We start from the raw sequence: 24,123 nt of genomic DNA, 5'->3' as shown, positions 1-24,123 counted from the left end.
TGCCAAAGGGTGCCGCGCCCGCTGTTTTTGCGAGGTGCATGGTGTAAATGGCAAGAAATAAAAAGAGATGGGCACATGCCCATTTTTTTTTTCTCGAACGATTTACGCAGTCGGCGGAAGGCTGTTTTTACGGAGAGTGGTGTGCGGTTGCTGGAACTGATTGAAAAAACCGTCGCGGGCATGGGCTATGAACTGGTCGATCTGGAGCAGGCAGCGCGCGGCCTGCTGCGCGTCTACATCGACTTTCCTCCCGAGTCGGACAAGGAAAGCATCACCGTCGAGGATTGCGAGGCGGTAAGTCACCAGTTGTCGCACCTGCTGACCGTGGAAAACATCAACTACGAACGGCTGGAAGTGTCTTCCCCCGGGCTGGATCGTCCGCTGAAGAAGCTGAGCGATTATGCGCGTTTCGCGGGCCAGGAAGCCGTCGTCAAGTTGCGGATGCCGATGCCCGGCACCCCGAACAGGAAATCTTTCCAGGGCGTTTTGCATGAGCCCGAGGGAGAAAACCTGAAGCTGGAATTTGAAGGAAAAGAAGGGCCGGCGATGCTGGAATTCACGCTCGCCGATGTGGACAAGGCACGCTTGGTGCCAAAAGTGGACTTTAGGAGTCGCAAAGCATGAGTCGCGAAGTATTGTTGTTGGTCGATGCGCTGGCACGAGAAAAAAATGTCGATAAGGAAATCGTATTCGGAGCGCTCGAGCACGCGCTCGGGCAAGCGACCAAGAAACGGTACGAGGGCGATGTCGATGTGCGCGTATCGATCGACCGTGAGTCGGGTGAATTCGAGTCGTTCCGCCGCTGGCACGTCGTGCCCGACGAGGCGGGTCTGCAGCTTCCCGACCAGGAAGTGCTGCTGTTCGAAGCTCGCGAACAGATCGCCGACATCGAGGTGGATGATTACATCGAAGAACCGATCGAGTCGGTCGATTTCGGTCGCCGCTTTGCGCAGGATACCAAGCAGGTCGTGCTCCAGCGCATCCGCGACGCGGAACGCGAGCAGATCCTCCAGGACTTCCTGGCCCGCGGCGATTCCCTGGTCACCGGCACCATCAAGCGCATGGAGCGCGGTGATGCCATCGTCGAGTCCGGCAAGGTGGAAGCCCGCCTCCCCCGCGACCAGATGATTCCCAAGGAGAATCTCCGGATCGGCGACCGCGTCCGTGCATACATCCTGCGCATCGACCGCAATGCGCGTGGCCCGCAGGTGATCCTTTCCCGTACCGCCCCTGAATTCATCATGAAGCTGTTCGAACTCGAAGTTCCCGAGATCGAGCAGGGTTTGCTTGAGATCAAGTCCGCAGCCCGCGACCCTGGCGTCCGCGCGAAGATTGCGGTATTCACCAGCGACAAGCGCATCGACCCGATCGGTACCTGCGTCGGCATGCGCGGATCGCGCGTGCAGGCGGTCACCGGCGAGCTCGGCGGCGAACGTGTCGACATCGTGCTGTGGTCCGAAGACCCCGCCCAGTTCGTGATTGGCGCCTTGGCACCGGCGAATGTTTCCTCCATCGTGGTTGACGAAGAGAAGCATGCGATGGACGTGGTCGTCGACGAGGAGAACCTCGCCATCGCCATCGGCCGCGGCGGACAAAACGTGCGTCTCGCTTCGGAACTGACGGGCTGGCAGATCAACATCATGACGGCGGAAGAGTCAGCCGACAAATCCGCGGCAGAGACGGCGGCCATCCGCTCCCTGTTCATGGAAAAACTCGATGTCGACGAAGAAGTCGCGAATATTCTTGTCGAAGAAGGATTCTCCAGCCTCGAGGAAATCGCTTACGTGCCGATCAACGAAATGCTTGAAATCGAAGCATTCGATGAAGACACGGTCAACGAACTGCGCAACCGGGCGCGCGACGCCCTGGTGACCGAAGCGATTGCCTCAGAGGAAGGTCTCGAGGGCATGGAAGACGCCCTGATCAACCTGGAGGGAATCGACCGCGTCAGTGCCGGCAAGCTTGGACTGGCTGGCGTGAAGACGGTCGAGCGCTTCGCAGGCATGGCCTACGACGAATTTGGCGCGGTGCTGGCCCTCCCGGTCGAGCGTGCGCGTGAACTGATTGAAAACGGATTTGCTGATGTGACCGACGATGAAATGCGGCTGATCGACGCCAAGTACGATGACAGTGCCCGTGCGTTGCAAGCCAAGGCGCGCGAACTCGTGGACGTGAAATGAACGAGTCCGCCCCCATATACATAGCCGTGTCACATAGAAAAGAGGACTGAATGGCGAGCACCAACGTAGCCCAATTTGCCACCGAACTGAAAATGCCCGCGGACCTCCTGCTGACTCAACTGCGCGCTGCGGGCGTTGAGAAAAGTTCGGCGTCCGACCCGCTGTCCAAGGAAGACAAGGACAAGCTGTTGAATCACCTGCGACGTTCGCACGGGTCTGCCCCCGATGGGGAAAAGAAGAAGATCACCCTGACCCGCAAGGAAACCACCGAGATCAAGCAGGCGGATGCGAGCGGCAAGTCGCGCACCATCCAGGTGGAAGTGCGCAAGAAGCGCACCTTCATCAAGCGCGACGAGCCGGCGGTCGAGGCACCGCGCGCGGCCGCGCCGGAGTCTGCCCCCGTGGTCGATGCGGCGGAAATCGCCCGCCGCGAAGAAGAATCCCGCCGCCAGGCCGAGCTGATCGCTCGCCAGGAAGCGGAACTGCGCGAAAAGCAGGAGCGCCTTGCCCGGCTCGAAGCCGAGCGTGAAGCCCAGGCCGCCGCCATGAAGAAGGCGGAAGAAGAAGCGCGCGCCCGTGCCGAGGCCGAGGCCGCCGCAGCAGCATCCCGCCAGCAGAAGGAAGAAAAGGCCGAGCTGACCGCCGCCGAGGAAACCAAGCGCAAGGCCGACGACGAAGCCCGCAAGGCCGACGAGGATGCACGCAAGAAAGCTGCTGCGGATGAAGCCAAGGCAGCCGCGGAACGTGCCGCCGCCACCGAGCGCGCCCGCCGCGCCGTCGCGGAAGAAGTCGCCCAGATCAAGGCCATGATGAGCGCGCCGCGCAAGGTCATGAAGGCGCCGGAACCGACCGCAGCGCCTACGGTCGCGCCCGCGCAAGCCAAGGCTGCCGAAGGCACGCTGCACAAGCCCGCCGAGAAAAAGCCGGGCGACAAGAAGGAAGACGTCAAGAAGCCGGGCGACAAGAAATCGATCAAGTCGGCCAACGTGTCGTCGACATGGCAGGACGATGCCAAAAAGCGCGGCGGCATCAAGACCCGCGGCCCCGGCGCTACGAGCAGCCCGACCGGCCGCGACGGCTGGCGTGGCGGCCCGAAGGGCCGCCGCTCCCATGGCAGCGATGACCAGCGCGAATCGAATTTCCAGGTGCCGACCGAAGCCGTCATCAAGGAAATCCACGTGCCCGAAACCATCACCGTCGCCGAGATCGCGCACAAGATGTCGGTGAAGGCATCGGAAGTCATCAAGCACCTGATGAAGCTTGGCCAGATGGTCACGATCAACCAGGTGCTGGACCAAGAAACCGCGATGATCGTCGTGGAAGAAATGGGCCACAAAGCGTTCGCCGCCAAGCTGGACGACCCCGAGGCCATGCTGGAAGATGCCGGCGAGCACACCGACGCCGAGGCATTGCCGCGCGCTCCGGTCGTGACCGTCATGGGCCACGTCGACCACGGCAAGACCTCGCTGCTCGACTACATCCGCCGCGCCAAGGTTGCCGCGGGTGAAGCCGGCGGCATTACCCAGCACATCGGTGCCTACCACGTGGAAACCCGGCGCGGCATCATCACCTTCCTCGATACGCCGGGCCACGAAGCGTTCACCGCGATGCGTGCCCGCGGCGCCAAGGCGACCGACATCGTCATCTTGGTGGTGGCGGCCGACGACGGCGTGATGCCCCAGACCAAGGAAGCGATCGCCCACGCCAAGGCGGCCGGCGTGCCCATCGTCGTGGCGATCAACAAGATCGACAAGCAGGGTGCCAACACCGACCGCGTGACGCAGGAACTGGTCGCCGAAGGCGTGGTGCCGGAAGCCTATGGCGGCGACGCGCCGTTCATCCCGGTGTCTGCGAAGACCGGCCAAGGCATCGACGACCTGCTGGAAAACGTGCTGCTGCAAGCCGAGGTGCTGGAGTTGACCGCGCCGGTCGACGCTTTCGCCAAGGGCCTGGTCATTGAAGCCAAGCTCGACAAGGGCCGTGGCCCGGTCGCGACCGTGCTGGTGCAGACCGGCACGCTCAAGCGCGGCGACGTGGTGCTCGCCGGTTCGTCCTACGGCCGCGTGCGCGCAATGCTCGACGAAAACGGCAAGACCATCGCCCAGGCCGGTCCGTCCATCCCGGTGGAAATCCAGGGCCTGACCGAAGTCCCCGCCGCCGGCGAGGAAGTCATGGTCATGGCCGACGAACGCAAGGCACGCGAGATCGCACTGTTCAGGCAGGGCAAGTTCCGCGACGTTAAGCTGGCGAAGCAGCAAGCCGCGAAGCTGGAAAACATGTTCGAACAGATGGCAGAAGGCGAGGTCAAGAACCTTCCGCTCATCATCAAGGCGGACGTGCAGGGTTCGCAGGAAGCCATCGTGCATGCCATGCAGAAGCTCTCGACCAACGAGGTGCGGGTGCAGGTCGTGCATGCGGCGGTGGGCGGCATCAGCGAGTCGGACGTCAACCTTGCCGTGGCGTCGAAGGCGGTCATCATCGGCTTCAATACCCGTGCCGATGCGTCCGCCCGCAAGCTGGCAGAAACCAGCGGCGTCGACATCCGTTACTACAACATCATTTACGATGCGGTGGACGAGATCAAGGCGGCGATGTCCGGCATGCTGGCGCCCGAGAAACGCGAGCAGTCGCTTGGCTTGGTGGAAATCCGCCAGGTGTTCCACATCAGCAAGGTCGGCTCGATCGCCGGTTGCTACGTGCTCGATGGCACCGTCAAGCGTTCCGCGTCGGTCCGCCTGCTGCGCGACAACGTCGTCATCTGGACCGGCGAGCTCGATTCGCTCAAGCGCTTCAAGGACGACGTCCGCGAAGTCAAGGCCGGCTTCGAGTGCGGCCTGTCGCTGAAGAACTTCAACGACATCAAGGAAGGCGATCAACTCGAAGTCTTTGAAGTCCAAGAAGTAGCGCGTACGCTGTAAACAAGTTCGCGAATCCGCACCGGCACCGCCGGTGCGGCTATCCATCCATTCCGCGTACCTCCATGACACCCGGCCTTCCTGAGGCTGGAGTGCCGTGCATTTTCTTTCTGGAAGCCAGGCCATGGCAAAACACAGCAAATCCATTCCCGGCCGCGGCGTTCGGGTCGCCGACCAGATCCAGCGCGACCTGGCGGAAATCATCGCCTACGATCTGAAAGATCCACGGGTAGGCATGATTACCATCACCGAAGTCCAGGTGACCCCGGACTATGCCCATGCCAAGGTATATTTCACCACCCTGGTCGACGATGCCGAGGCGATCGCCAACACCTTGTCCGGACTGCGGAAAGCCGCCGGCTTCATCCGCGGCCAGCTGGGCCGACGGCTGACCATCCATACCATTCCCGAGCTGCATTTCGTCCACGACACCTCGACTTCCCGCGGCATGGAATTGTCGAAGCTGATCGATGAGGCGAATGCCACCCGGGCCAAGGACGCCGACGTCTGAACCCTGTTTCCTCCCATTCCATGGCGCAAACAACGCCCAAGATTCCGCGCGTCCCGGTGCACGGCGTGCTCCTGCTGGACAAGCCGGTCGGCCTGTCCAGCAACGATGCGCTGGTCCGCGCCAAGCGATTGCTGAATGCGCAAAAGGCCGGGCATACCGGGACGCTGGACCCGTTCGCGACCGGCCTGCTGCCCTTGTGCTTCGGCGAAGCCACGAAGTTTTCCCAGGACCTGCTGGAAAGCGACAAGACCTACGAAACGGTCGTGCATCTCGGCATCCGCACGGCGACCGGGGACACGGAGGGCGAGGTGCTCGACACCCGCCCGGTGGATGTCAGCGCCGAGCAGATAGAGCGCGTGCTCGCCCGTTTCCGCGGCGACATCTCCCAGGTGCCGCCGATGTATTCCGCGCTCAAGCGCGACGGCAAGCCTCTGTACGAGTATGCACGCGCCGGCATTACCCTCGAGCGCGAAGCGCGCAAGGTGACCATCCATGCGCTCGACCTGCTTTCCTACGAAGCGCCAACCCTGCGGCTGCGGGTAAGTTGCAGCAAGGGCACGTATATCCGCGTCCTGGGCGAGGACATCGGCGCGGCGCTGGGATGCGGCGCGCACCTGAACGCCTTGCGCCGCACGGCGGTGGGCACCCTCACGCTCGATGGCGCAATCGGCTTGCCGGATCTGGAAGCCGCTCCCGCCGCACAGCGCGAGGGCTTGCTTGCTCCCGTCGATGCCTTGCTCAGCAGTTTCCCCCAGGTAGTGCTCGGCGAGGAACTGGCGCGCCGCTTCCTGCAAGGACAGCGGCTGGCGCTGCATGATGCCGGCCTCGCGCTTCCCGCATCGGCAGGGCGGGTGCGGGTCTATGCCGACGACGGCCGGCGCCTGCTCGGCACGGCACAGTTCGCGGCCTACGGAGTCCTGGCGCCGGAACGGCTGATCGCCACCGCGGCCTAGCCTGCATATTGCCAGGCGCGGCCGGGCGAAAAAAATCGCAGCGCCTGCAAACCAAGCAGAAATCCTCTTGTCATAGTCGCTCGTTACCATGCCAGCGCATGGACAGGACCATGGATTTTCCGGCCGGACTCCTTTCATTCCAACCAACTCATTGAAATGGAAGGGTTTTCCTAAGGTTGATCCTGCTTGCCATGCTATAATTTTCGGTTTTCCGTCTCCCGCTCCCCACTCCCATGTCACACACCCAACGCGCCCTGCGTAACATCGCCATCATCGCCCACGTCGACCATGGCAAAACCACGCTGGTGGATCAGCTGCTGCGTCAGTCCGGCACCTTCCGCGAAAACCAGCAAGTCGATAACCGCGTCATGGATTCCAATGACCTGGAAAAGGAACGCGGGATTACCATCCTCGCCAAGAACTGCGCCGTCGAATACGAAGGCACGCACATCAACATCGTCGACACCCCGGGCCACGCCGACTTCGGCGGCGAAGTGGAGCGCGTGCTGTCGATGGTCGATTCCGTGCTGCTGCTGGTCGACGCGGTCGAAGGCCCGATGCCCCAGACCCGCTTCGTGACCCGCAAGGCGCTCGGCCTCGGTCTCAAGCCCATCGTCGTCGTCAACAAGATCGACCGTCCCGGCGCCCGCCCGGACTGGGTCATCAACGCGACCTTCGAACTGTTCGACAAGCTCGGCGCGACCGAAGAGCAGCTCGACTTCCCGGTGGTCTACGCTTCCGCGCTCAATGGCTATGCCAGCCTCGATCCGACGGTCCGCGAAGGTACGATGAAGCCGCTGTTCGACGCCGTGCTGGAACACGTGCCGGTGCGCGACGACGATCCCGACGGTCCGCTGCAGCTCCAGATCTCTTCCCTCGATTATTCCTCCTACGTCGGTAAGATCGGCATCGGCCGCATCAAGCGCGGCCGCGTGAAGTCCCTGCAGGACGTCATCGTCATGAACGGCCCCGACTCGACGCCGCTCAAGGCCCGCGTCAACCAGGTGCTGAAGTTCAAGGGCCTCGACCGCGTACTGGTCGACGAAGCCCAGGCCGGCGACATCGTGCTGATCAACGGCATCGAGGAACTCGGCATCGGCACCACCGTGTGCGCGCCCGATACCCCGGACGCCCTGCCCATGCTCAAGGTCGACGAGCCGACGCTGACCATGAACTTCCTCGTCAACAGCTCGCCCCTGGCGGGACGCGAAGGCAAGTTCGTCACCAGCCGCCAGATCCGCGAGCGCCTCGACCGCGAACTCAAGTCCAACGTCGCGCTGCGCGTGACGGATACCGGCGACGAAACCACCTTCGAGGTCTCGGGCCGCGGCGAACTGCACCTCACCATCCTGCTGGAAAACATGCGGCGCGAAGGCTATGAACTGGCCGTCTCCCGTCCGCGCGTGGTGTTCAAGGACATCGACGGCGTGAAGTGCGAGCCCTACGAGCTGCTGACGGTGGACGTGGAAGAAGGCCACCAGGGCGGCGTGATGGAAGAACTCGGCCGCCGCCGTGGCGACCTCCAGAACATGGAACCGGACGGCAAGGGCCGCGTGCGCCTCGAGTATCGCATTCCCGCCCGCGGCCTCATCGGCTTCCAGTCGGAATTCATGACGCTCACGCGCGGCACCGGCCTCATGTCGCACATCTTCGACGACTACGCGCCGGTCGATACCAACAAGCCGGAACTCGCCGGCCGCCGCAACGGCGTGCTGATTTCCCAGGACGATGGCGCTGCCGTTGCCTACGCGCTGTGGAAGCTCCAGGATCGCGGCCGCATGTTCGTGACCCACAACGACCCGGTGTACGAAGGCATGATCATCGGCATCCATTCGCGCGACAACGACCTGGTGGTCAACCCCATCAAGGGCAAGCAGCTCACCAACGTGCGCGCTTCCGGTACCGACGAGGCGGTGCGCCTGATTCCGCCGATCCAGCTCACGCTGGAGTACGCCGTCGAATTCATCGAGGACGATGAACTGGTCGAAATCACGCCGAAGAGCATCCGCCTGCGCAAGCGCTTCCTGAAGGAACACGAGCGCAAGAAGGCGTCGCGCGAAGCGGCATGATGTGACGCGGCGTCCACGCCGCGACCTGACGACCCGGACATCCATGGCGCAAGCCGGACGATTCCGGGTTTATTCTTTCAGCGTTCCAACTTAACCATGCAAACCATTCCGCGCGCCGGCAACGCAGCGGCACGGACGGCAACCCGGCCGTCCGGCGGACATGTCCCATGCAATTCCTGACTCCCCATCGACGAGCCTTGCTGCTCATGATCGCCGCTCCCGCCATGTGGAGCATCGCCGGCGTCATCACCCGCCATCTCGACGCGGCGCGCGGATTCGACGTCACTTTCTGGCGCAGCGTCTTCTCTTCCCTCTGTGTTGCCGGCGGCATGCTCGTTCAGCAGGGTTGGCGCGGCAGCGTCACGACGCTGCGCGGCCTCGGCAAGGTGGATGTCTTCAGCGGCCTCATGTGGTGCACGATGTACGTCGCCTTCATGATTTCACTGACCAAGACCACGGTCGCCAATACGCTCATCGTCATGAGCGTGGCACCCCTCCTGACCGCCTTTCTCGCCTGGGTCGTGCTGAAGCAGCGCATCCCCGGCCGCACCTGGCTGGCGATCGCGGCCGCGATGGCCGGCATGGCATGGATGTTCGTCAGCGGGCTGGGCGAGCTGGCGGGCGGCCACCTCATCGGCATGTTGATCGGGCTCGCGGTGCCCGTTGCGTCGGCCACGAACCTGATTCTTATCAAGCGCGCCGGGCAGGGCGTCGACCTGATTCCCGCCGTCTTCCTCGGCAGCGTGTTTTCCGCCTTGCTCATGCTGCCCTTCGCGAGTCCGTTGCAGGCGTCGTGGCATGACATCGGCCTGCTGGCCGTGCTGGGCGTGTTCCAGCTCGGATTGCCCTGCATGCTGATGGTGAAGGCAGCGCGGCACCTGTCCGCGCCCGAGGTGGCCTTGCTATCCTTGCTGGAAGTCTTGCTGGGACCGATCTGGGCCTGGCTCGGCGCGGGCGAAGTGCCGGCGCATGAAACCCTGGTCGGCGGAGCGATCGTGATGGCGGCCCTCGTCGTCAACGAGGTCGCGGGCATACGGGGATCCATGAGTGCATCTCGCCGGACCGGCGAAATGGGATCCCCGCCTTCGCGGGGATGACAGCGCTCCGATTCTGGATTAGGCCGCGACCGTCTTCACGTCCGGCACCGGCTTTTCCGCCTTCAGCACGTCCGCGATCGCGCCGAACAGCTGGTCGATCTGCGGCTTGTCGATGATCAGCGGCGGCGACAGCGCGATGATGTCATTCGTGGTCCGGATCAGCACACCCTTTTCCCAGAAACACTTCAGGAAGACATCGAAGGCGCGCGCGGTCGGCTTGCCCGGAACCGATTCCAGCTCGATGCCGCACACCATGCCGAGGTTGCGCACGTCCTTCACGTAGGGCAAGCCTTTCAGGCTGTGCGCCGCTTGCTCGAAGTAAGGCGACATCGACGCGGCGCGATCGAACAGGCCCTCTTCCTTGTAGACATCCATGGCGGCAACGCAGGCCGCCGCCGCGAGCGGGTGGCCGGAATAGGTATAGCCATGGAAGAACTCGATGGCGTTCTCCGGCGCTGCCTGCATGAAGGTGTCGTGGATGTCCTGGCGCACCAGCACCGCGCCCATGGGCACGGCGGCATTGGTCAGGCCCTTGGCGCAGGTGATCATGTCCGGCACCACGCCGAAGAAGTCGGCGGCGAAGGACGTGCCGAGCCGGCCGAAACCGGTGATCACTTCATCGAAGATCAGCAGGATGCCGTACTTGTCGCAGATCGTGCGCAGCTTCTGCAGGTAGCCCTTGGGCGGGAGGATCACGCCGGTCGAGCCCTGGATGGGTTCGACGATGACCGCTGCGATGGTCGAGGGATCATGCAAGGTGACGATGCGCTGCTCGAGTTCGTCGGCCAGTTCGGCGCCATGCTCGGGCAAGCCTTTCGAGAAGGCGTTGCGGCCGATGTCGAGCGGATGGCGCAGGTGATCGACGCCCGGCAGGGCGGGGCCGAAATGCTTGCGGTTGCCGGCGATGCCGCCGACCGCGATGCCGCCGAAACCCACGCCGTGGTAGCCGCGCTCGCGGCCCACGAGCCGCGTGCGCAAGCCGTCGCCGCGCACGCGGTGGTAGGCGAGCGCGATCTTCAGGGCGGTGTCCACCGCTTCCGAGCCGTCATTGCAGAAGAACACCCGGTTCAAGCCCTCGGGCGCGATCGACGCGAGGGCCGTCGCCGCCTCGAACACCTTGGGATGTCCCATCTGGAAGGTCGGCGCGAAATCCATGGTCCCGGCCTGCTGCTGGATGGCGGCGGTGATCTTCGGATGGCAATGGCCCGCGTTCACGCACCACAGGCCCGCGGTGCCGTCGAGGATCTTGCGTCCATCGTCGGTGGTGTAATGCATGCCGGACGCGCCCGCCAGCAGTCGCGGCTTCGCCTTGTACTGCCGGTTCGCGGTGAAGGGCATCCAGAAATGTTCGGTATTGATCGGGTTTGGCATGCGTAACCTCGTCTGTAAAAGATGGTGTCGGACTATCTTAGTCTTTTTGACACCGAATTGGTGCTGGTCCCCGGCGGCAAACGGAAAATGAAAATGGGCCGAGGGAATGACGATCTACCTCAACGTAAAGCTTCGGACAATCCCGTGGAAGCTGCATTGATCTTGGTTAATGTCGTTCCTGGCATGCAAGGAAAGGAAATCTTTCCCGGAAACATGGCAGGCCGAACGGAGTCGGCACGGCCCGCGCTGCGGAACGACGGCCGGACAGGTACAATCGCGTCACTCCAGAATTACGCAAACTCCCCGTGAAAACAACGTCTTACAAGCCCCGCCGGCTATCGGTCGCGCCCATGATGGACTGGACCGACCGCCATTGCCGAATGTTCCACCGGCAGATCACCCGCCATACCTGGCTTTACACCGAGATGGTGACGACCGGCGCCCTGATCCATGGCGACGTCGAGCGCCATCTCAAGTTCAACGAGGAAGAGCATCCGGTGGCCCTCCAGCTTGGCGGCAGCGAGCCTGCCGACCTGGCGAAAAGCGCGAAGCTGGGCGAGCAGTGGGGCTACGACGAGATCAACCTGAATTGCGGCTGTCCGTCGGAACGCGTGCAGAAGGGCGCATTTGGCGCCTGCCTGATGGCCGAACCGCAACTCGTGGCGGATTGCGTGAAGGCGATGCGCGACGCCGTCGAGATCGACGTTACCGTCAAGCACCGCATCGGCATCGACGAGGTTTCATCCTACGGTTTCGTGCGCGATTTCGTCGGCACCATCGCCGAGGCCGGCTGCCATACCTTCATCGCCCACGCCCGCAATGCCATCCTGAAAGGCCTGAGCCCGAAGGAAAACCGCGAGATCCCTCCGCTCAAGCCCGAATACGCCTACCAGCTCAAGCGCGATTTCCCGCATCTGGAAATCATCATCAATGGCGGCATCAAGACCGTGGAAGAGATCGACCTGCATCTGCAGCACGTGGATGGCGTCATGCTCGGGCGCGAGGCCTACCATAACCCCTACCTGATGGCGTCCTTCGATGCGCGCTACTACGGCGACGACGCGCCGGTGAAGTCGCGGCAGGAAATCATCGAAGCCATGCTGCCCTACATCGCCGCACAGCTCGAGCGTTACGGCAACAACGGCGCCGGCCTGCGCCTCAACAGCATCACCCGCCACATGCTCGGCCTCATGACCGGCATTCCTGGCGCGCGCGCGTTCCGGCAAACCCTTTCCGACGCGCGCAAGCTCGCACTGGGCGATCCGCGCCTGCTGCTCGACGCGGCCGCGCGCATGCAGCCGGTCGCGGCCTGAGGAACCAACCGCGAAAGCCAGCCTCCATCCAGCATCAACGATGGAGGCGAACGATGGCACAAGATAAACCCGACATTCCCCCGCAACACCAGGATCACCAGCCCGGCGTGCAGGCGCAGATGCGCCCGCAGCCGGAGTCGAGCGCACGCGGCTACAAGGGCAGCGGCAAGCTCAAGGGCAAGGTTGCCCTGATCACCGGCGGCGACAGCGGCATCGGCCGGGCGGTCGCGGTGATGTTCGCCAAGGAAGGCGCCAACGTGGTGATCGGCTACCTCGACGAGCACCAGGACGCGGAGGAAACGCGGCGACTGGTGGAAGCGGAGGGCCGCGAATGTCTCGCCGTCGCCGGCGACGTCGCCGATTCCGCCTTCTGCCGCAAGCTGGTCGACACCGCGGTGCAATCCTTCGGCAAGCTGGACATCCTCGTCAACAACGCGGCCCAGCAATTTCCCCAGCAAAGCATCGCCGACATCAGCGACGAGCAGCTCGAAAAGACCTTCCGCACCAACATCTTCTCAATGTTCTACACCGTGCGCGCGGCCATTCCTCACCTGAAGCCGGGCGCGCGCATCATCAACACGACCTCGGTGACGGCGTACCGCGGCAGCGGCCACCTGCTGGACTATTCATCGACCAAGGGGGCGATCACGGCCTTCACCCGGTCGCTCTCGCAGCAGCTCGCCGAGAAGGGCATCCACGTCAACGGCGTGGCGCCGGGGCCGATCTGGACGCCGCTGATTCCGTCGACCTTCCCGCCGGAGGAGGTCGAGAAATTCGGCAGCAGCGTGCCGCTGGGAAGGCCGGGCCAGCCGGACGAAGTGGCGCCCGCCTATGTCTTTCTCGCTTCCGAGGATGCGTCGTACATGACCGGCCAGATACTGCATCCGAACGGCGGGGAAGTGGTCAATTCCTGATGTCGGTGCCGCGGCACGGCGGTAAGCAGGCATGCCATGGCGGCGATCGTTGCCGCCAGCCGCCATGGCGTCAGTATTCCTTCAGGCGGTTGTAGAGCGTCTTCAGGCTGATGCCCAGCGCCTCGGCGGTGAGGCGCTTGTTGCCGCTGTAATGCTTGAGCGTGGCGAGGATGATCTCTCGCTGGGCGTCGGCCAGCGGCGTGCCGACGAAGAAGTTCAGGTAGCCGTCCTGGACCGTGGGTTTCTTCACCGCCAGTTCGGAGATGCATTCATCGATATCCAGCGTGTCGGTGCCGAGGATGAAGGCGCGGTGGACGACGTTCTTGAGTTCGCGCACGTTGCCCGGCCACGAATAGGAACGGATGACGTCGAGCGAATTGCGCGAGAACACCTTCTGCGTCTTGTCCTTCTCGTTGAGCTCCGCCAGGAATTGCTGCGCCAGCAGCTCGATGTCGGTGCCGCGCTCGCGCAGCGGCGGAATGCGGACCGGAAACACGGCGAGGCGGTACATCAGGTCCTCGCGCAGGTTGCCTTGCTTGACCGCGGTTTCCAGGTCGCGGTTGGTCGCCGCGATGAGGCGCACGTCGACCGCCACCTCATTGTCGCCGCCGACGCGCGAGAAGCGGCCCGATTCGAGCACACGAAGCAGCTTGACCTGCATGTCGACCGGCATCTCGGTGATTTCATCGAGGAACAGCGTGCCGCCGGAGGCGTGCTCGAAGTACCCCACGTGCTGGCGCATCGCGCCGGTGAAGCTGCCCTTCTCGTGCCCGAAGAGCGCGGCCTCGATCAGGTGCGCCGGTATCGCGCCGCAGTTCACGGCGACGAAGGGCTGGTCCTTGCGCATGCTCTGGCGATGGATCGCGTTGGCAACGAGTTCCTTGCCGGTGCCGCTTTCTCCTACCAGCAGCACGGTGGCATCGGTTGCCGAAACGCGCTCGATCTGTTCATAGAGACGCTCCATCATCGGGGAGGAGCCGTACATCATGCCAAAGCGCTTCATTGATTTATCGACGGACATCTTGTTTCCAAAGGTTCGGCGAGACACTCGCCGCGTGATGAACGCATCCTGCCGCCAGCCGCCCGGGCCGGGCGCTCCGGCATGGGACATGACAGGTTGGACGATTGTTACATCTTCGCCCGGGAGATCGCTTGCGCTAATTCATTGTCGTTGCGCCGGGCGAGAGGCTCGCGCCGCGGCGGCGGGATCTGGTTGAGCTGGCTCATGCGAGAGCCGGGCGGGCAGGAAACGACGATTTGGACGGCAGGGCAATGGGGCAGGGGGCCGGCCGCTCATCGTCATCGCCTCGGGCGAGCAAGGCATGTCATGCGACAGGAATAGACCTTCACGTTCTTAAGACCCATCCGGATGCGCAAAGTTTTACGCCGCGGGCCGGTTGCAGCCTCTACGGCAAACCCCGCAAGGATAAGCCCGAGGGCATGCGTGTTGTCACATTCAGTTACCCGGCTTTGACAAAAAAAGAAGAACTTCTCGCAAGCCCAAGAGTCAAGAACGTCACAACTTCCATTTTTTATGAAAGGAACAACAATGAAGTCCATCGCTAAAACTTCGTCGGTCTTGCTGGTCGTTGCTGCCCTGGGCGTTGCCTTCACTGGTTGCGATCGTCGTGCCGGCGACTCTTCGTCTGGCGCAAGCGGTACGTCGGGCTCCAGCATGTCCGGCTCCTCGAAGTCTTCCGGCTCGAGCGGCACCACCGGTACCGGCTCCACGAGCGGCTCTTCCAGCGGCACCTCGAAGTAATGCAGTCTGGCAGGTTCCGACACTTCGCGTGACGGTCCTGCGGTATTCGCACATGGCTTGACCGCCGGCACTTCCGGCAGTCGGGCATACCCGGCAACGCGGCATTGTTCCCCGCCAACGCAGGCCACCTGCGCAGGCATGCGGTAAAGACAGGGGCAATGGCAGGCGCTGCCGGGTAGCTGCGTTCTTTCTCGTTTTTGCATGTCAATTCCGGAACCAAATGCCGCGTGCGGGTTCCGAGTCAAGCTCTCTCCAAAAAGAAAAAGGCAGCGGTCGCATTCCCTCCTCGCCATTGCGATAGGGCAGATGAAGGCTGCGCCGAACCTGCTACGCTTCACTGAGACTAGAAAGAGATACCGAACCATGCCGCACGTTCTCATCGTCGACGACGACACCAACACCCGGGAAGCGCTCGCGGAAATCACCGGCGCAGAAGGATTCACCACCGCGGTCGCGGGCAACATCCGTGAAGCGCAGGAACAGATCGCACGACAACGTCCCGACGTCGTGCTGATCGACCTGAAGCTGCCTGACGGCAGCGGGATGGACCTGTTCAATGACATCGAGGCGCGCGCGACCACCGAGATCGTCCTGATCACCGGCCATGCCAGCGTCGAAACCGCGGTCGAAGCGCTGCGGCTGGGCGCGGCCGACTACCTTACCAAGCCGATCAACTTCAAGCGCCTGAAGGCATTGCTGTCGCGCATACCGCGCACCGTCGACCTCAAGGAGGAAATCGGCGTGCTGCGCAGCGAGTTGCGGCGTCTCGGCCACTTCGGCCAGATGCTCGGTGCCGCGCCGGCGATGCAGAAGCTCTACAACCATATCGGCCGCGTGGCCCCGACCGAGGCCACCGTGCTCCTGCTCGGCGAAAGCGGAACGGGCAAGGAACTCGCGGCGCAGACCATCCATGAACTGAGCCTGCGTTCCCGCCATCCCTTCCTGCCCGTCAACTGCGGCGCAATTTCGCCCCAGCTGATCGAAAGCGAAATCTTCGGGCACGAGAAAGGCAGCTTCACGGGCGCGGACCGGCAGCACAAGGGTTACTTCGAACGGGCCAACGGCGGCACGCTGTTCCTCGACGAAATCACCGAGATGCCGGTCGAGCTGCAGGTGAAGCTGCTGCGCGTCCTCGAGACCGGCACCTTCATGCGCATCGGCAGCAACCAGGAAATCGACACCGACGTGCGCGTGGTCGCGGCCACCAACCGCGACCCCGAGCAAGCGGTGCAAGAGGGCAAGCTGAGGCTGGACCTGTATCACCGGCTCAACGTCTTTCCGCTGCGTATTCCGCCCCTGCGCGAGCGCGGCGCCGACATCGAGTTGCTGGCCCAGCATTTTCTCGACGAACTCAATGCCGCGCACGGCACGCAGAAGGTGCTGTCGCCTGACGGACTGGCCTGCCTGAGCAACTATCACTGGCCGGGCAACGTGCGCGAGTTGCGCAACTACATGCAGCGGGCCTTCATCCTGTCGGACCACACCATCGACGCCGCCGCCCTTGCGCCGGTCATTACCACACAGTCGCCGGTCGGCCTCACGCTCGCCATTCCGGTCGGCACCTCGCTGGCGGACGTCGACCGCAAGCTCATCTATGCCACGCTGGAACTGTGCGGCGGCGTGAAGAAGCGCGCGGCGGACATACTCGGCATCAGCCTGAAGACGCTGTACAACCGGCTGGAGGAGTATGGTCCCTACGAGCCCGGCGCGCACAAGGGTACCGAAACGCCGATGCAGGGCGGCACGGACTCCTACCACTGATTCAACGCCGCCCGGCCTCGGGCTCCCTTCCTTTCAAGGAGAGGGAGCCAAGGCGAACGACCCACCTTCACCCCGCCGGGATCCTGTTCCGCGGCGCCATGGTATTCACCACCACGATTAATTCTTCCGGCGCAACCGGTTTCGTGAGATGCATCTGGAAGCCCGCGGTAAGCGCGCGGATCCGGTCTTCGCGTTCGGCGAAGGCGGTCAGCGCGAGCGCGGGCATGCGTTGCAGCGGCCGGCTCTGGCCGTCGGGCGACCAGTGGCGCAGCTTGCGCAACACCGCGTAACCATCTTCCTCCGGCATCGCGATGTCGCAGATGAGCACGTCGGGCATGGCGTCCGGCGCGAGGGTGGCGAGCCAGTCCGTGACTTCCCTGCCGCAGGAAGCGGCATGGATATTGGCACCGGCCGCGGTGAGCAGGATGGAGAGCGATTCGCGCGCCTCCGCCTGGTCGTCGACGAGCAGGATGCGCAGCCCGGACAGGGAGGGCAGCGCGAGATTGGAAATGACGTTGTTCTCGAGCGCATTCACAGCCGCGTATTTGTCGGTGCGGTGGAGCAAAGGTAACTCCACCGTGAAGGTCGTGCCGCGGCCTTCGCCTTCGCTTTCCACCCGGACCCGGCCGCCATGCAGTTCCGACAGGTGCCTGACCAGGTAGAGGCCCAGCCCGAGGCCGCTCTGGCTGCGCGTGCTCGACGTATCTTCCTGGCTGAAGCGGTTGAACAGGTGGGGCAGGAAGTCCGGTGAGATGCCGATGCCGTCGTCGCGCACCGAGACCGCGATCATGCCTTCGGCTTGGGCGGCGCTGATCCACACGTTGCCGGCGGACTGGGTGAACTTGATGGCATTGCTCAACAGGTTCCAGATGACTTGCTGGACGCGGTCAGAATCCCCGTTGATCTGCTCGGTGGTCACGCGGTAGTCGCAATGCAGGCTGACCTTCTTGGCGGCGGCGAGGTCGCGCACGCTGTCGACCGCGGATTCCAGCAGGGGCAGCAAGGCATGCGGCTGCATCACGAGGCGCAGGCGGCCGCTCATCATGCGCGTCACGTCGAGCAGATCTTCGATCAGCCGCACCTGCTGGCTCACGCCGGTCTTGATGCCTTGCAGCGCCCGCTGCGCCAGCGGAACGCCGGTGATGTCCTTGATGTAGTTTTCCAGGACGTGCGCCCAGCTCTGGATGCCGTTGAGGGGCGCGCGCAGCTCATGGGAAACCACCGAGAGGAATTCGTCGCGCGCCCTGGCCGCCGTCTCGGCCTGGATGCGCGCCGCGCGCTCGCGTCCGAGCAGGTCGTCGTTTTCCTTCTGGATGCGGGTGCGTTCGGTCACGTCGTAGGCGAGTCCGATCACGGAGCCGATCTGCCCGTCCGGACCCCGCTCGGGAATGGCCCGGCCGGAGAAATAACGCGTCGCCGCCGAGGCCGGCAATTCGAATTCGAAGTGCTGCACCTCGCCGGTGTCGAACGCGGCCTGGATGGCCTGGTCCCAGGCCCTGACCGTCACCTCGGGCAGGCCCAGCTCAGCCTTGGTCTTGCCTATCCATTCCTCGGCCCGGATGCCGGCCAGCTGCTCGGTGGCGGCATTGACGTACACGTGGCGCATCGCACGGTCGAGCCGCGAGACGATGTCGGGAGAGTTTTCCACCAGCGTACGGAATTCGCTGTCGACCCGCGGCGCCGGCATGAGGCTGGTGACGTCGGCGATCACCGCGACCAGCGCGCCGTCATGGTCTTCCTCGCCGTCTGGCAGCAGGGTGAACTGGATGTGCCGCTCCCTGGAGGCATGGTCGCGCAGCACGATCTGGCGCTGCGCCGCATGGCCGTCGAAGGCGGCGTCCAGCGACGGCCGCATGTGCTCGAATGCTTCCTGCCCGACGACGTCGGACAGGCGCTTTCCCAGCAGGTCGACGGCGCGGTAGCCGAAGACTTCCGCCTGCGCCTGGCTGAGGAAGCTGACGCGGTAGTCCCGGCCCAGGCGCAGCACGGCGAGAGGCAGGGAGGCGCTGGCGGGAATGCTGGAAGAGGCTGACATGATTGTGGAGGCGGAGGCGGGGTCATGGAAAGCGCGGGTCCCGCGTTCTTTCGACCGGGTCCGCGAATAATGATCCTGTGCGTCCTTGGACTGGTGCTTGCCTAGTGCCGCCATGGTGTTCGAAAATCCCGCCGCCGGCGCCGGCTGGCGGCGTCCGGCAGGGACACCTGCCCGATGGCCGCGCGCGCCCGGCGTCCGGCACCGCCTTGCCCGGCGGGCCGGGCAGGATGGGTCGGAAGCGCGAAGCGGGTTGCCGCAGTCATCAGGTGTGCCTCGATACGGACCGGCGGGCCGGCCCGGTAGCAGGGTTGATCAATGTTCCGCCGGAGCGTGGCCGGGAAGGCCCGCCCCGGGCGGGGCTCAATTGGTTTCGTTGCTGACTTTCTTTTGATTCACGTTCAGGTCCAAGGTGGAGAGGAAGGCGGCGAACTGCTCGGCCACCTGCGGATGCTTGAGCGCATGCACCACGGTGGCTTCGAGGTAGCCGATCTTCGATCCGCAATCGTAGCGCCGGCCCTTGAACTCGTAGGCCAGCGCCGGGTGATCGGCGAGCATCGCCGCGATGGCATCGGTCAGCTGGATCTCTCCGCCCGCGCCGGGCTTGACGTTCTCGAGATAGTTGAAGAGTTCGGGGCGGAACACGTAGCGCCCGACCACGCCCAGCGTGGACGGCGCATTTTCCGGCTGGGGCTTTTCCACGATGTCCGCGATGCGGTGCATGCGCACGCCCATCGACTGCGGACGCACGATGCCGTACGAACTGGTCTGCTCGAGCGGAACGTTCTGCACGCCGATGATCGACGCTTCGTGCTGCTCGTAGATGTCAACCATCTGCTTGAGCACCGAGACATCGGCCTCGATCAGGTCGTCCGCCAGCACCACCGCGAAGGGCTCGTCGCCGATCAGCGGCCTGGCGCAGAGCACGGCGTGGCCGAGGCCCAGCATCTCGCTCTGGCGCACGTAGGAGTAATGCATGTTTTCCGGGAGCAGCGACTGGACTTCCTTGAGCAGCTTCAGCTTGCCGTGCGCCGCGAGTTCGGCTTCGAGCTCGTAGGCCTTGTCGAAGTGATCTTCGATCGTGCGCTTGCTGCGGCCGGTGATGAAGATGATCTCGGTGATCCCGGCAGCGGCCGCTTCCTCGACGGCGTACTGGATGAGCGGCTTGTCGACGACCGGCAGCATTTCCTTGGGAGATGCCTTGGTCGCCGGCAAAAACCGCGTTCCGAATCCGGCGACCGGGAATACTGCTTTACGGATTTTTGTCATATCGTTTCTCTCTCTGCAAGCTGTGGTGGTGTCCTGGTGGATCCTTCTTCGCGCCGGCCGTCATGCTTGTGCCGCGGCACGTTCCCGGCGGCGCGATATGTATGTCATCGAGTTCGGAGTCCGGTTCGCGCGCCGGAACAAACATGTCGGAAGCAGCGTGGGTAACGATTACATCGCCGCTTCCTTTTTACACATTTGTCACTATTTCGCGGGCAACATGAAACGCGGGAAATCGCCTCTCCTGCTGCCTGGCGTCTCGCGGCGCGGGGAAGTTGCCGGCCGGGGCCTCTCTGCTCGTCTGCCATATCAAGCAGAAAGCATACCGACCGCCCTCTCGCGCGCACGTGGGCTGCGTCAACAAGCATGGCCGAGTCCTATTGAGGCAAATCAGCGCGGAAACTTTCTTCGTTCGTATAGTTGACCCAGTCTCGTCGCCGAGACGCCAGCCCCTCCGGTAACGCTGCCGGAGCCACGCGGCCACGCCCGTTGCCTTTTGCCCATTGTCCAGCCCATGTCCGAGATCGGTGTCGTCTTTTCCTGCCCGCGCAACGCGCCATGCGTGACGGGACGGGCCGGCCTTGTCCGCATGCAATGCGTGCCATCCGGAAACCTTGTCCGGCGAGAGACGCGGCACGGGTCTTGCGTAGGCCTTGCATGATGCACGGTCTCCCATCAGGCACCGTGCATGCTGCCGCCCTCGAGGCGGGGCAGCGGGCTCGGGGAGGGCTGACCCACATAGTTCATTCCATGCGTGCCGCCATGGCGGCAAACGCTGCATTCGACTTCAACACATTGATTTTCCCGGCAAGGAGATAGCATGGCTTCTGCAATCATCGTTTTTTCGCATTTGCGTTGGGATTTCGTGTACCAGCGCCCGCAGCATCTGTTGTCGCGGCTTGCCAAGCACCACCCTATCGTGGTCATCGAGGAGCCCGAGTTCCATTCCGGCGAGCCGCACCTGAAGACGTATTCGCCGGCCCCCGGCATCCTCGTCTGCAAGCCGCAAACCCCGGTCGACATGCCCGGTTTCCATGACGACCATCTTCCCTACCTGCGCCAGCTCGTCAGGCAGGTCGCGCGCGACTACCAGGACCACATCGCCTGGTTCTACACGCCGATGGCGCTGCCGCTGCTGCAGGAGCTCGATCCGAAGCTCGTGGTCTATGACTGCATGGATGAACTGGCCGCTTTCAAGAACGCCCCGAAACAACTGCTTCAGCGAGAAAGCGGATTGTTGAAAGCGGCCGACATCGTGTTCACCGGCGGACAAAGCCTCTACCGGTCCAAGCGCGATCGCCATCCCAACGTGCATTGCTTCCCGAGCAGCGTCGACGCCGCGCACTTCGTGCAGGCCCTCGACCGCAGCAACTCCCACCCGGCGCACAAGAACATTCCCGGTCCGCGCCTCGGCTTCTATGGCGTGATCGACGAGCGCTTCGACACCGAACTGATCGCGCAGGTCGCGGCCGCCCATGCCCAGTGGCAGATCGTGCTGGTGGGCCCGGTGGTGAAGATCAGTCCCGACAGCCTGCCGCGCGCCGCGAACATTCACTACATGGGGCAGCAGCCCTACGAGGCGCTGCCACACTTCCTGGCCGGCTGGGACGTCTGCCTGCTGCCGTTCGCGCTCAACGAATCGACCAAGTTCATCAGCCCCACCAAGACGCTCGAATACATGGCGGCCGAGCTGCCCATCGTCAGCACCCCCGTGGCCGACGTGGCCGACATCTACAGCGACGTGGTGGCCATCGCCGGCGACGCGCCGTCCTTCATCAAGGCCTGCGAAGCAGCGCTGCTGGCGTCGCATGACGAATGCGTGGCCAAGGTGGAGCGGATGCGCAAGATCCTCGCCTCGACGTCCTGGGACGCCACCGCCGACAAGATGCACGAGCTGATGATGACCACGCCGCGCCGCAGCCAGGAGGAAGAGGAAGAGCAGGACGCCGCCGAGCTCTCCGACACGCTGGCGCAGGTCAACCCGCTGCGCCAGCCGGAAACGCTGCGCTTCGCCAGCACCGCCATCATCGGCGCCGGCCCGACCGGCCTGTCCGCCGCCTACCACCTCGGCCACGACGCGGTGCTGTTCGAAAAGAACGACATGGTGGGCGGCTGGTGCCGCTCGATCAAGGACAAGGGCTTCACCTTCGACCACGCCGGCCACATCATGTTTTCGAATGATCCCTACGTGCTCGAGATGTACGACACGCTGCTCGGCTCCAACCTGCACTGGCAGGACCGCGAAGCCTGGATCTACAGCAAGCAGACCTATACCCGCTATCCCTTCCAGGGCGCGCTGTACGGCTTGCCGCCGGATGTGATCAAGGAATGCATCATGGGCGCCATCGAGGCGCGCTACGGCAACCAGCCGAAGGCGGCGGTCGCCGCGCCGGCCACCGGCGCGAAGGCCGGCGACTGCTGCGCCGACAATGGCATGGAGCTCACCGGCGGCAACGTGACCGCGCTCGACAAGCGCAGTCCCGCCAACTTCGAGGAATTCATCTACCAGGTCTGGGGCGCGGGCATCGCCAAGCACTTCGCCATTCCCTACAACCGCAAGCTGTGGGCCGTGCCGCTGACCGAGATGGAAACCTCGTGGCTGGGCGGGCGCGTGCCGCTGCCCAACCTCGAGGAAATCATCGAGGGGGCGCTCGAGCCGTCCGCCAAGCCGATGGGCCCCAATGCCCGCTTCGGCTATCCGCTGCGCGGCGGCTTCCAGGCGCTGATGTCAGCCTTCGTGCCGCACATCAAGGGCAGCATCGAACTCAATGCCGACGTGGTCGCGATGTCGCCGCGCGAGCACCGCTTCACGCTCGCCGATGGCCAGGTGGTGGAATACGACAACCTCGTCAGCACCATGCCGCTTCCCGAGCTGGTGAGGATCATCGGCGACGCCGCGCCGGAAGAAGTGAAGCAGGCGGCGGCCGGGCTGCGGCACATCTCGGTGCGCTGCGTCAACATCGGCGTGGCGCGCGAAAGCATCACCGACAAGCACTGGATCTATTATCCCGAGGACGCGACCATCTTCCATCGCATCTTCGTGCAGGGCAACGCCAGCCCGGACTGCAATCCTGCAGGCGGATTCGGCATCACCTGCGAGATCACCTACTCGGACCAGTACAAGCCGCTGCCGCTCTCCGGCCAGGAACTGATCGACCGCTGCATCGCCGACTGCATCAAGGTCGGCATGCTGCGCGCCGACGACGTCATCCTGACCGCGCACGAAGTCGACATGCCCTATGCCTACGTGGTGTACGACCATGCGCGCGCCCGGAACGTGGAGACCATCAAGTCCTGGCTTGCGATGTACGACATCATTCTCGCCGGCCGCTACAGCGAGTGGGAGTACTACAACTCCGACCATGCATTCATCGCCGGCAAGAAGGCCGCGGAAAGCGTGAAATGGGTGGAACAGAAGAGCGCGATCGCCGCCGAGTGAGGGGCGGGGCCGGCCGGGCCGCCAGTGCTGTCCGGGTGGCCCGGGGCGCGCTGGCGGCCTGGGCCATGGCGCTGGCCTGCCCTCCAGGGATGGCCGCCGCGGATCTCAAGCCAGGGGCCGGGCCGGATGTCCAGGCCCCGTCCCTGACCCGTAGCAGCCGGATGATCGGCATGGCGGTGCGCGACCTCGACGGCCGCAAGGTGGGCGACCTGCGCGACATCGTGCTCGATGCGCGGCGCGGCGAGATCGCCTATGCGGTGATCAACTTCGGCGGCGTGCTCGGCGTCGGGGCGAAGTACCATGCCGTGCCCTGGCAAGCCCTGAAGCGCAGCGAGAACGGCCGCTGGCTCATCCTCGCGGCCGAGCGCGACGCCATCGCCAACGCGCCGTCCTTCGACCGCGGACGCTGGCCCGACATGTCCCGGCCCGCCTGGGCCGCGGCCATCGACGCCTACTGGCGCGACGTCGTGGCCGGCGCGGGCGCGCGGCCGGCGCCGGGGGGAAGTGCCGGGCAATCCGGCGGACAGGGAGGCAAGTAAG

17 protein-coding genes are annotated in these 24,123 nt (G+C 64.1%); 12 read left to right on the top strand and 5 right to left on the bottom strand.

What is annotated here, in order from left to right; all coding sequences use genetic code 11:
* Positions 1 to 141 precede the first annotated feature (141 nt).
* The 7 genes from rimP to G3574_RS04815 all read left to right on the top strand — a co-directional run bounded on the left by rimP (position 142) and on the right by G3574_RS04815 (position 9,725).
* The gene (gene rimP, locus G3574_RS04845) at positions 142 to 624 is read left to right on the top strand and encodes a ribosome maturation factor RimP (RefSeq protein WP_163961033.1); all 483 of its coding nucleotides are present in this window, start codon (positions 142 to 144) and stop codon (positions 622 to 624) included.
* The gene (nusA, locus tag G3574_RS04840; RefSeq protein WP_163960880.1) at positions 621 to 2,180 is read left to right on the top strand and encodes a transcription termination factor NusA; all 1,560 of its coding nucleotides are present in this window, start codon (positions 621 to 623) and stop codon (positions 2,178 to 2,180) included. The genes rimP and nusA overlap by 4 nt, the downstream gene beginning before the upstream one ends.
* A gap of 50 nt (positions 2,181 to 2,230) precedes the next feature.
* Complete coding sequence (gene infB, locus G3574_RS04835) at positions 2,231 to 5,098, top strand: translation initiation factor IF-2 (protein ID WP_163960879.1); 2,868 nt, start codon at positions 2,231 to 2,233, stop codon at positions 5,096 to 5,098.
* Positions 5,099 to 5,219: 121 nt separating this feature from the next.
* Positions 5,220 to 5,606 carry a 30S ribosome-binding factor RbfA gene (gene rbfA / locus G3574_RS04830; protein ID WP_163960878.1) on the top strand — a complete coding sequence of 129 codons (387 nt, stop codon included), beginning with the start codon at positions 5,220 to 5,222 and terminating at the stop codon, positions 5,604 to 5,606.
* 20 nt (positions 5,607 to 5,626) lie between these two features.
* A complete protein-coding gene (gene truB, locus G3574_RS04825) occupies positions 5,627 to 6,559 on the top strand; it encodes a tRNA pseudouridine(55) synthase TruB (RefSeq protein WP_163960877.1) in 933 nt (310 codons plus the stop codon).
* Between the two features lie 233 nt (positions 6,560 to 6,792).
* Entirely contained in the window at positions 6,793 to 8,628 is a 1,836-nt protein-coding gene (gene typA, locus G3574_RS04820; RefSeq protein WP_163960876.1) for a translational GTPase TypA, read from the top strand.
* A 167-nt stretch (positions 8,629 to 8,795) separates the two neighbouring features.
* Positions 8,796 to 9,725: a DMT family transporter gene (locus G3574_RS04815; RefSeq protein ID WP_205609661.1), complete on the top strand. Its 930-nt coding sequence runs from the start codon at positions 8,796 to 8,798 to the stop codon at positions 9,723 to 9,725.
* An 18-nt stretch (positions 9,726 to 9,743) separates the two neighbouring features.
* Here G3574_RS04815 and G3574_RS04810 read toward each other — a convergent pair whose 3' ends face one another.
* Positions 9,744 to 11,096: an aspartate aminotransferase family protein gene (locus G3574_RS04810; RefSeq protein WP_163960875.1), complete on the bottom strand. Its 1,353-nt coding sequence runs from the start codon at positions 11,094 to 11,096 to the stop codon at positions 9,744 to 9,746.
* A 350-nt stretch (positions 11,097 to 11,446) separates the two neighbouring features.
* On the opposite strand from G3574_RS04810, the gene dusA reads away from it, so the two are divergent.
* Both dusA and G3574_RS04800 read left to right on the top strand, forming a co-directional pair.
* Positions 11,447 to 12,409: a tRNA dihydrouridine(20/20a) synthase DusA gene (gene dusA, locus G3574_RS04805; protein ID WP_205609671.1), complete on the top strand. Its 963-nt coding sequence runs from the start codon at positions 11,447 to 11,449 to the stop codon at positions 12,407 to 12,409.
* Positions 12,410 to 12,462: 53 nt separating this feature from the next.
* A complete protein-coding gene (locus G3574_RS04800) occupies positions 12,463 to 13,323 on the top strand; it encodes an SDR family oxidoreductase (protein ID WP_163960873.1) in 861 nt (286 codons plus the stop codon).
* A 70-nt stretch (positions 13,324 to 13,393) separates the two neighbouring features.
* Here G3574_RS04800 and G3574_RS04795 read toward each other — a convergent pair whose 3' ends face one another.
* Positions 13,394 to 14,344, bottom strand: coding sequence for a sigma-54 interaction domain-containing protein (locus G3574_RS04795; protein ID WP_163960872.1), 951 nt, complete (start codon positions 14,342 to 14,344; stop codon positions 13,394 to 13,396).
* Between the two features lie 278 nt (positions 14,345 to 14,622).
* Positions 14,623 to 15,288, bottom strand: coding sequence for a hypothetical protein (locus tag G3574_RS04790; RefSeq protein ID WP_163960871.1), 666 nt, complete (start codon positions 15,286 to 15,288; stop codon positions 14,623 to 14,625).
* 160 nt (positions 15,289 to 15,448) lie between these two features.
* Here G3574_RS04790 and G3574_RS04785 point away from each other — a divergent pair, with 160 nt between their 5' ends.
* The gene (locus G3574_RS04785) at positions 15,449 to 16,846 is read left to right on the top strand and encodes a sigma-54-dependent transcriptional regulator (RefSeq protein ID WP_163960870.1); all 1,398 of its coding nucleotides are present in this window, start codon (positions 15,449 to 15,451) and stop codon (positions 16,844 to 16,846) included.
* Positions 16,847 to 16,913: 67 nt separating this feature from the next.
* Here the strand turns inward: G3574_RS04785 and G3574_RS04780 are convergent, their stop codons facing one another.
* Positions 16,914 to 18,881 carry a hybrid sensor histidine kinase/response regulator gene (locus tag G3574_RS04780; protein ID WP_163960869.1) on the bottom strand — a complete coding sequence of 656 codons (1,968 nt, stop codon included), beginning with the start codon at positions 18,879 to 18,881 and terminating at the stop codon, positions 16,914 to 16,916.
* Positions 18,882 to 19,241: 360 nt separating this feature from the next.
* Positions 19,242 to 20,147 carry a UTP--glucose-1-phosphate uridylyltransferase GalU gene (galU, locus tag G3574_RS04775; protein WP_163960868.1) on the bottom strand — a complete coding sequence of 302 codons (906 nt, stop codon included), beginning with the start codon at positions 20,145 to 20,147 and terminating at the stop codon, positions 19,242 to 19,244.
* A gap of 817 nt (positions 20,148 to 20,964) precedes the next feature.
* Here galU and G3574_RS04770 point away from each other — a divergent pair.
* A complete protein-coding gene (locus G3574_RS04770) occupies positions 20,965 to 23,583 on the top strand; it encodes an FAD-dependent oxidoreductase (RefSeq protein WP_163960867.1) in 2,619 nt (872 codons plus the stop codon).
* Positions 23,547 to 24,122, top strand: a complete 576-nt coding sequence (locus G3574_RS04765) for a PRC-barrel domain-containing protein (RefSeq protein WP_163960866.1) — start codon at positions 23,547 to 23,549, stop codon at positions 24,120 to 24,122. Before G3574_RS04770 ends, G3574_RS04765 begins: the two co-directional genes overlap by 37 nt.
* The last annotated feature ends 1 nt before the right edge of the window (position 24,123 follow it).

Source organism: Noviherbaspirillum galbum (assembly GCF_010974945.1).
In the GTDB taxonomy this organism is placed as follows: Bacteria; Pseudomonadota; Gammaproteobacteria; order Burkholderiales; family Burkholderiaceae_D; genus Noviherbaspirillum; species Noviherbaspirillum galbum.
The sequence above is the reverse complement of the archived record's forward strand: the minus strand, read 5'-3'. Positions and strand labels throughout refer to the sequence as shown.

Coding starts and splice junctions, on each gene's coding strand:
- G3574_RS04800 (WP_163960873.1), top strand. CDS start 12,463: ATGGCACAAGATAAACCCGACATTCCCCCGCAACACCAGGATCACCAG.
- galU (WP_163960868.1), bottom strand. CDS start 20,147: ATGACAAAAATCCGTAAAGCAGTATTCCCGGTCGCCGGATTCGGAACG.
- dusA (WP_205609671.1), top strand. CDS start 11,447: ATGATGGACTGGACCGACCGCCATTGCCGAATGTTCCACCGGCAGATC.
- typA (WP_163960876.1), top strand. CDS start 6,793: ATGTCACACACCCAACGCGCCCTGCGTAACATCGCCATCATCGCCCAC.
- G3574_RS04810 (WP_163960875.1), bottom strand. CDS start 11,096: ATGCCAAACCCGATCAATACCGAACATTTCTGGATGCCCTTCACCGCG.
- G3574_RS04780 (WP_163960869.1), bottom strand. CDS start 18,881: ATGTCAGCCTCTTCCAGCATTCCCGCCAGCGCCTCCCTGCCTCTCGCC.
- G3574_RS04815 (WP_205609661.1), top strand. CDS start 8,796: ATGCAATTCCTGACTCCCCATCGACGAGCCTTGCTGCTCATGATCGCC.
- nusA (WP_163960880.1), top strand. CDS start 621: ATGAGTCGCGAAGTATTGTTGTTGGTCGATGCGCTGGCACGAGAAAAA.
- rbfA (WP_163960878.1), top strand. CDS start 5,220: ATGGCAAAACACAGCAAATCCATTCCCGGCCGCGGCGTTCGGGTCGCC.
- infB (WP_163960879.1), top strand. CDS start 2,231: ATGGCGAGCACCAACGTAGCCCAATTTGCCACCGAACTGAAAATGCCC.
- G3574_RS04770 (WP_163960867.1), top strand. CDS start 20,965: ATGGCTTCTGCAATCATCGTTTTTTCGCATTTGCGTTGGGATTTCGTG.
- G3574_RS04785 (WP_163960870.1), top strand. CDS start 15,449: ATGCCGCACGTTCTCATCGTCGACGACGACACCAACACCCGGGAAGCG.
- G3574_RS04795 (WP_163960872.1), bottom strand. CDS start 14,344: ATGTCCGTCGATAAATCAATGAAGCGCTTTGGCATGATGTACGGCTCC.
- G3574_RS04790 (WP_163960871.1), bottom strand. CDS start 15,288: ATGCAAAAACGAGAAAGAACGCAGCTACCCGGCAGCGCCTGCCATTGC.
- truB (WP_163960877.1), top strand. CDS start 5,627: ATGGCGCAAACAACGCCCAAGATTCCGCGCGTCCCGGTGCACGGCGTG.
- G3574_RS04765 (WP_163960866.1), top strand. CDS start 23,547: ATGGGTGGAACAGAAGAGCGCGATCGCCGCCGAGTGAGGGGCGGGGCC.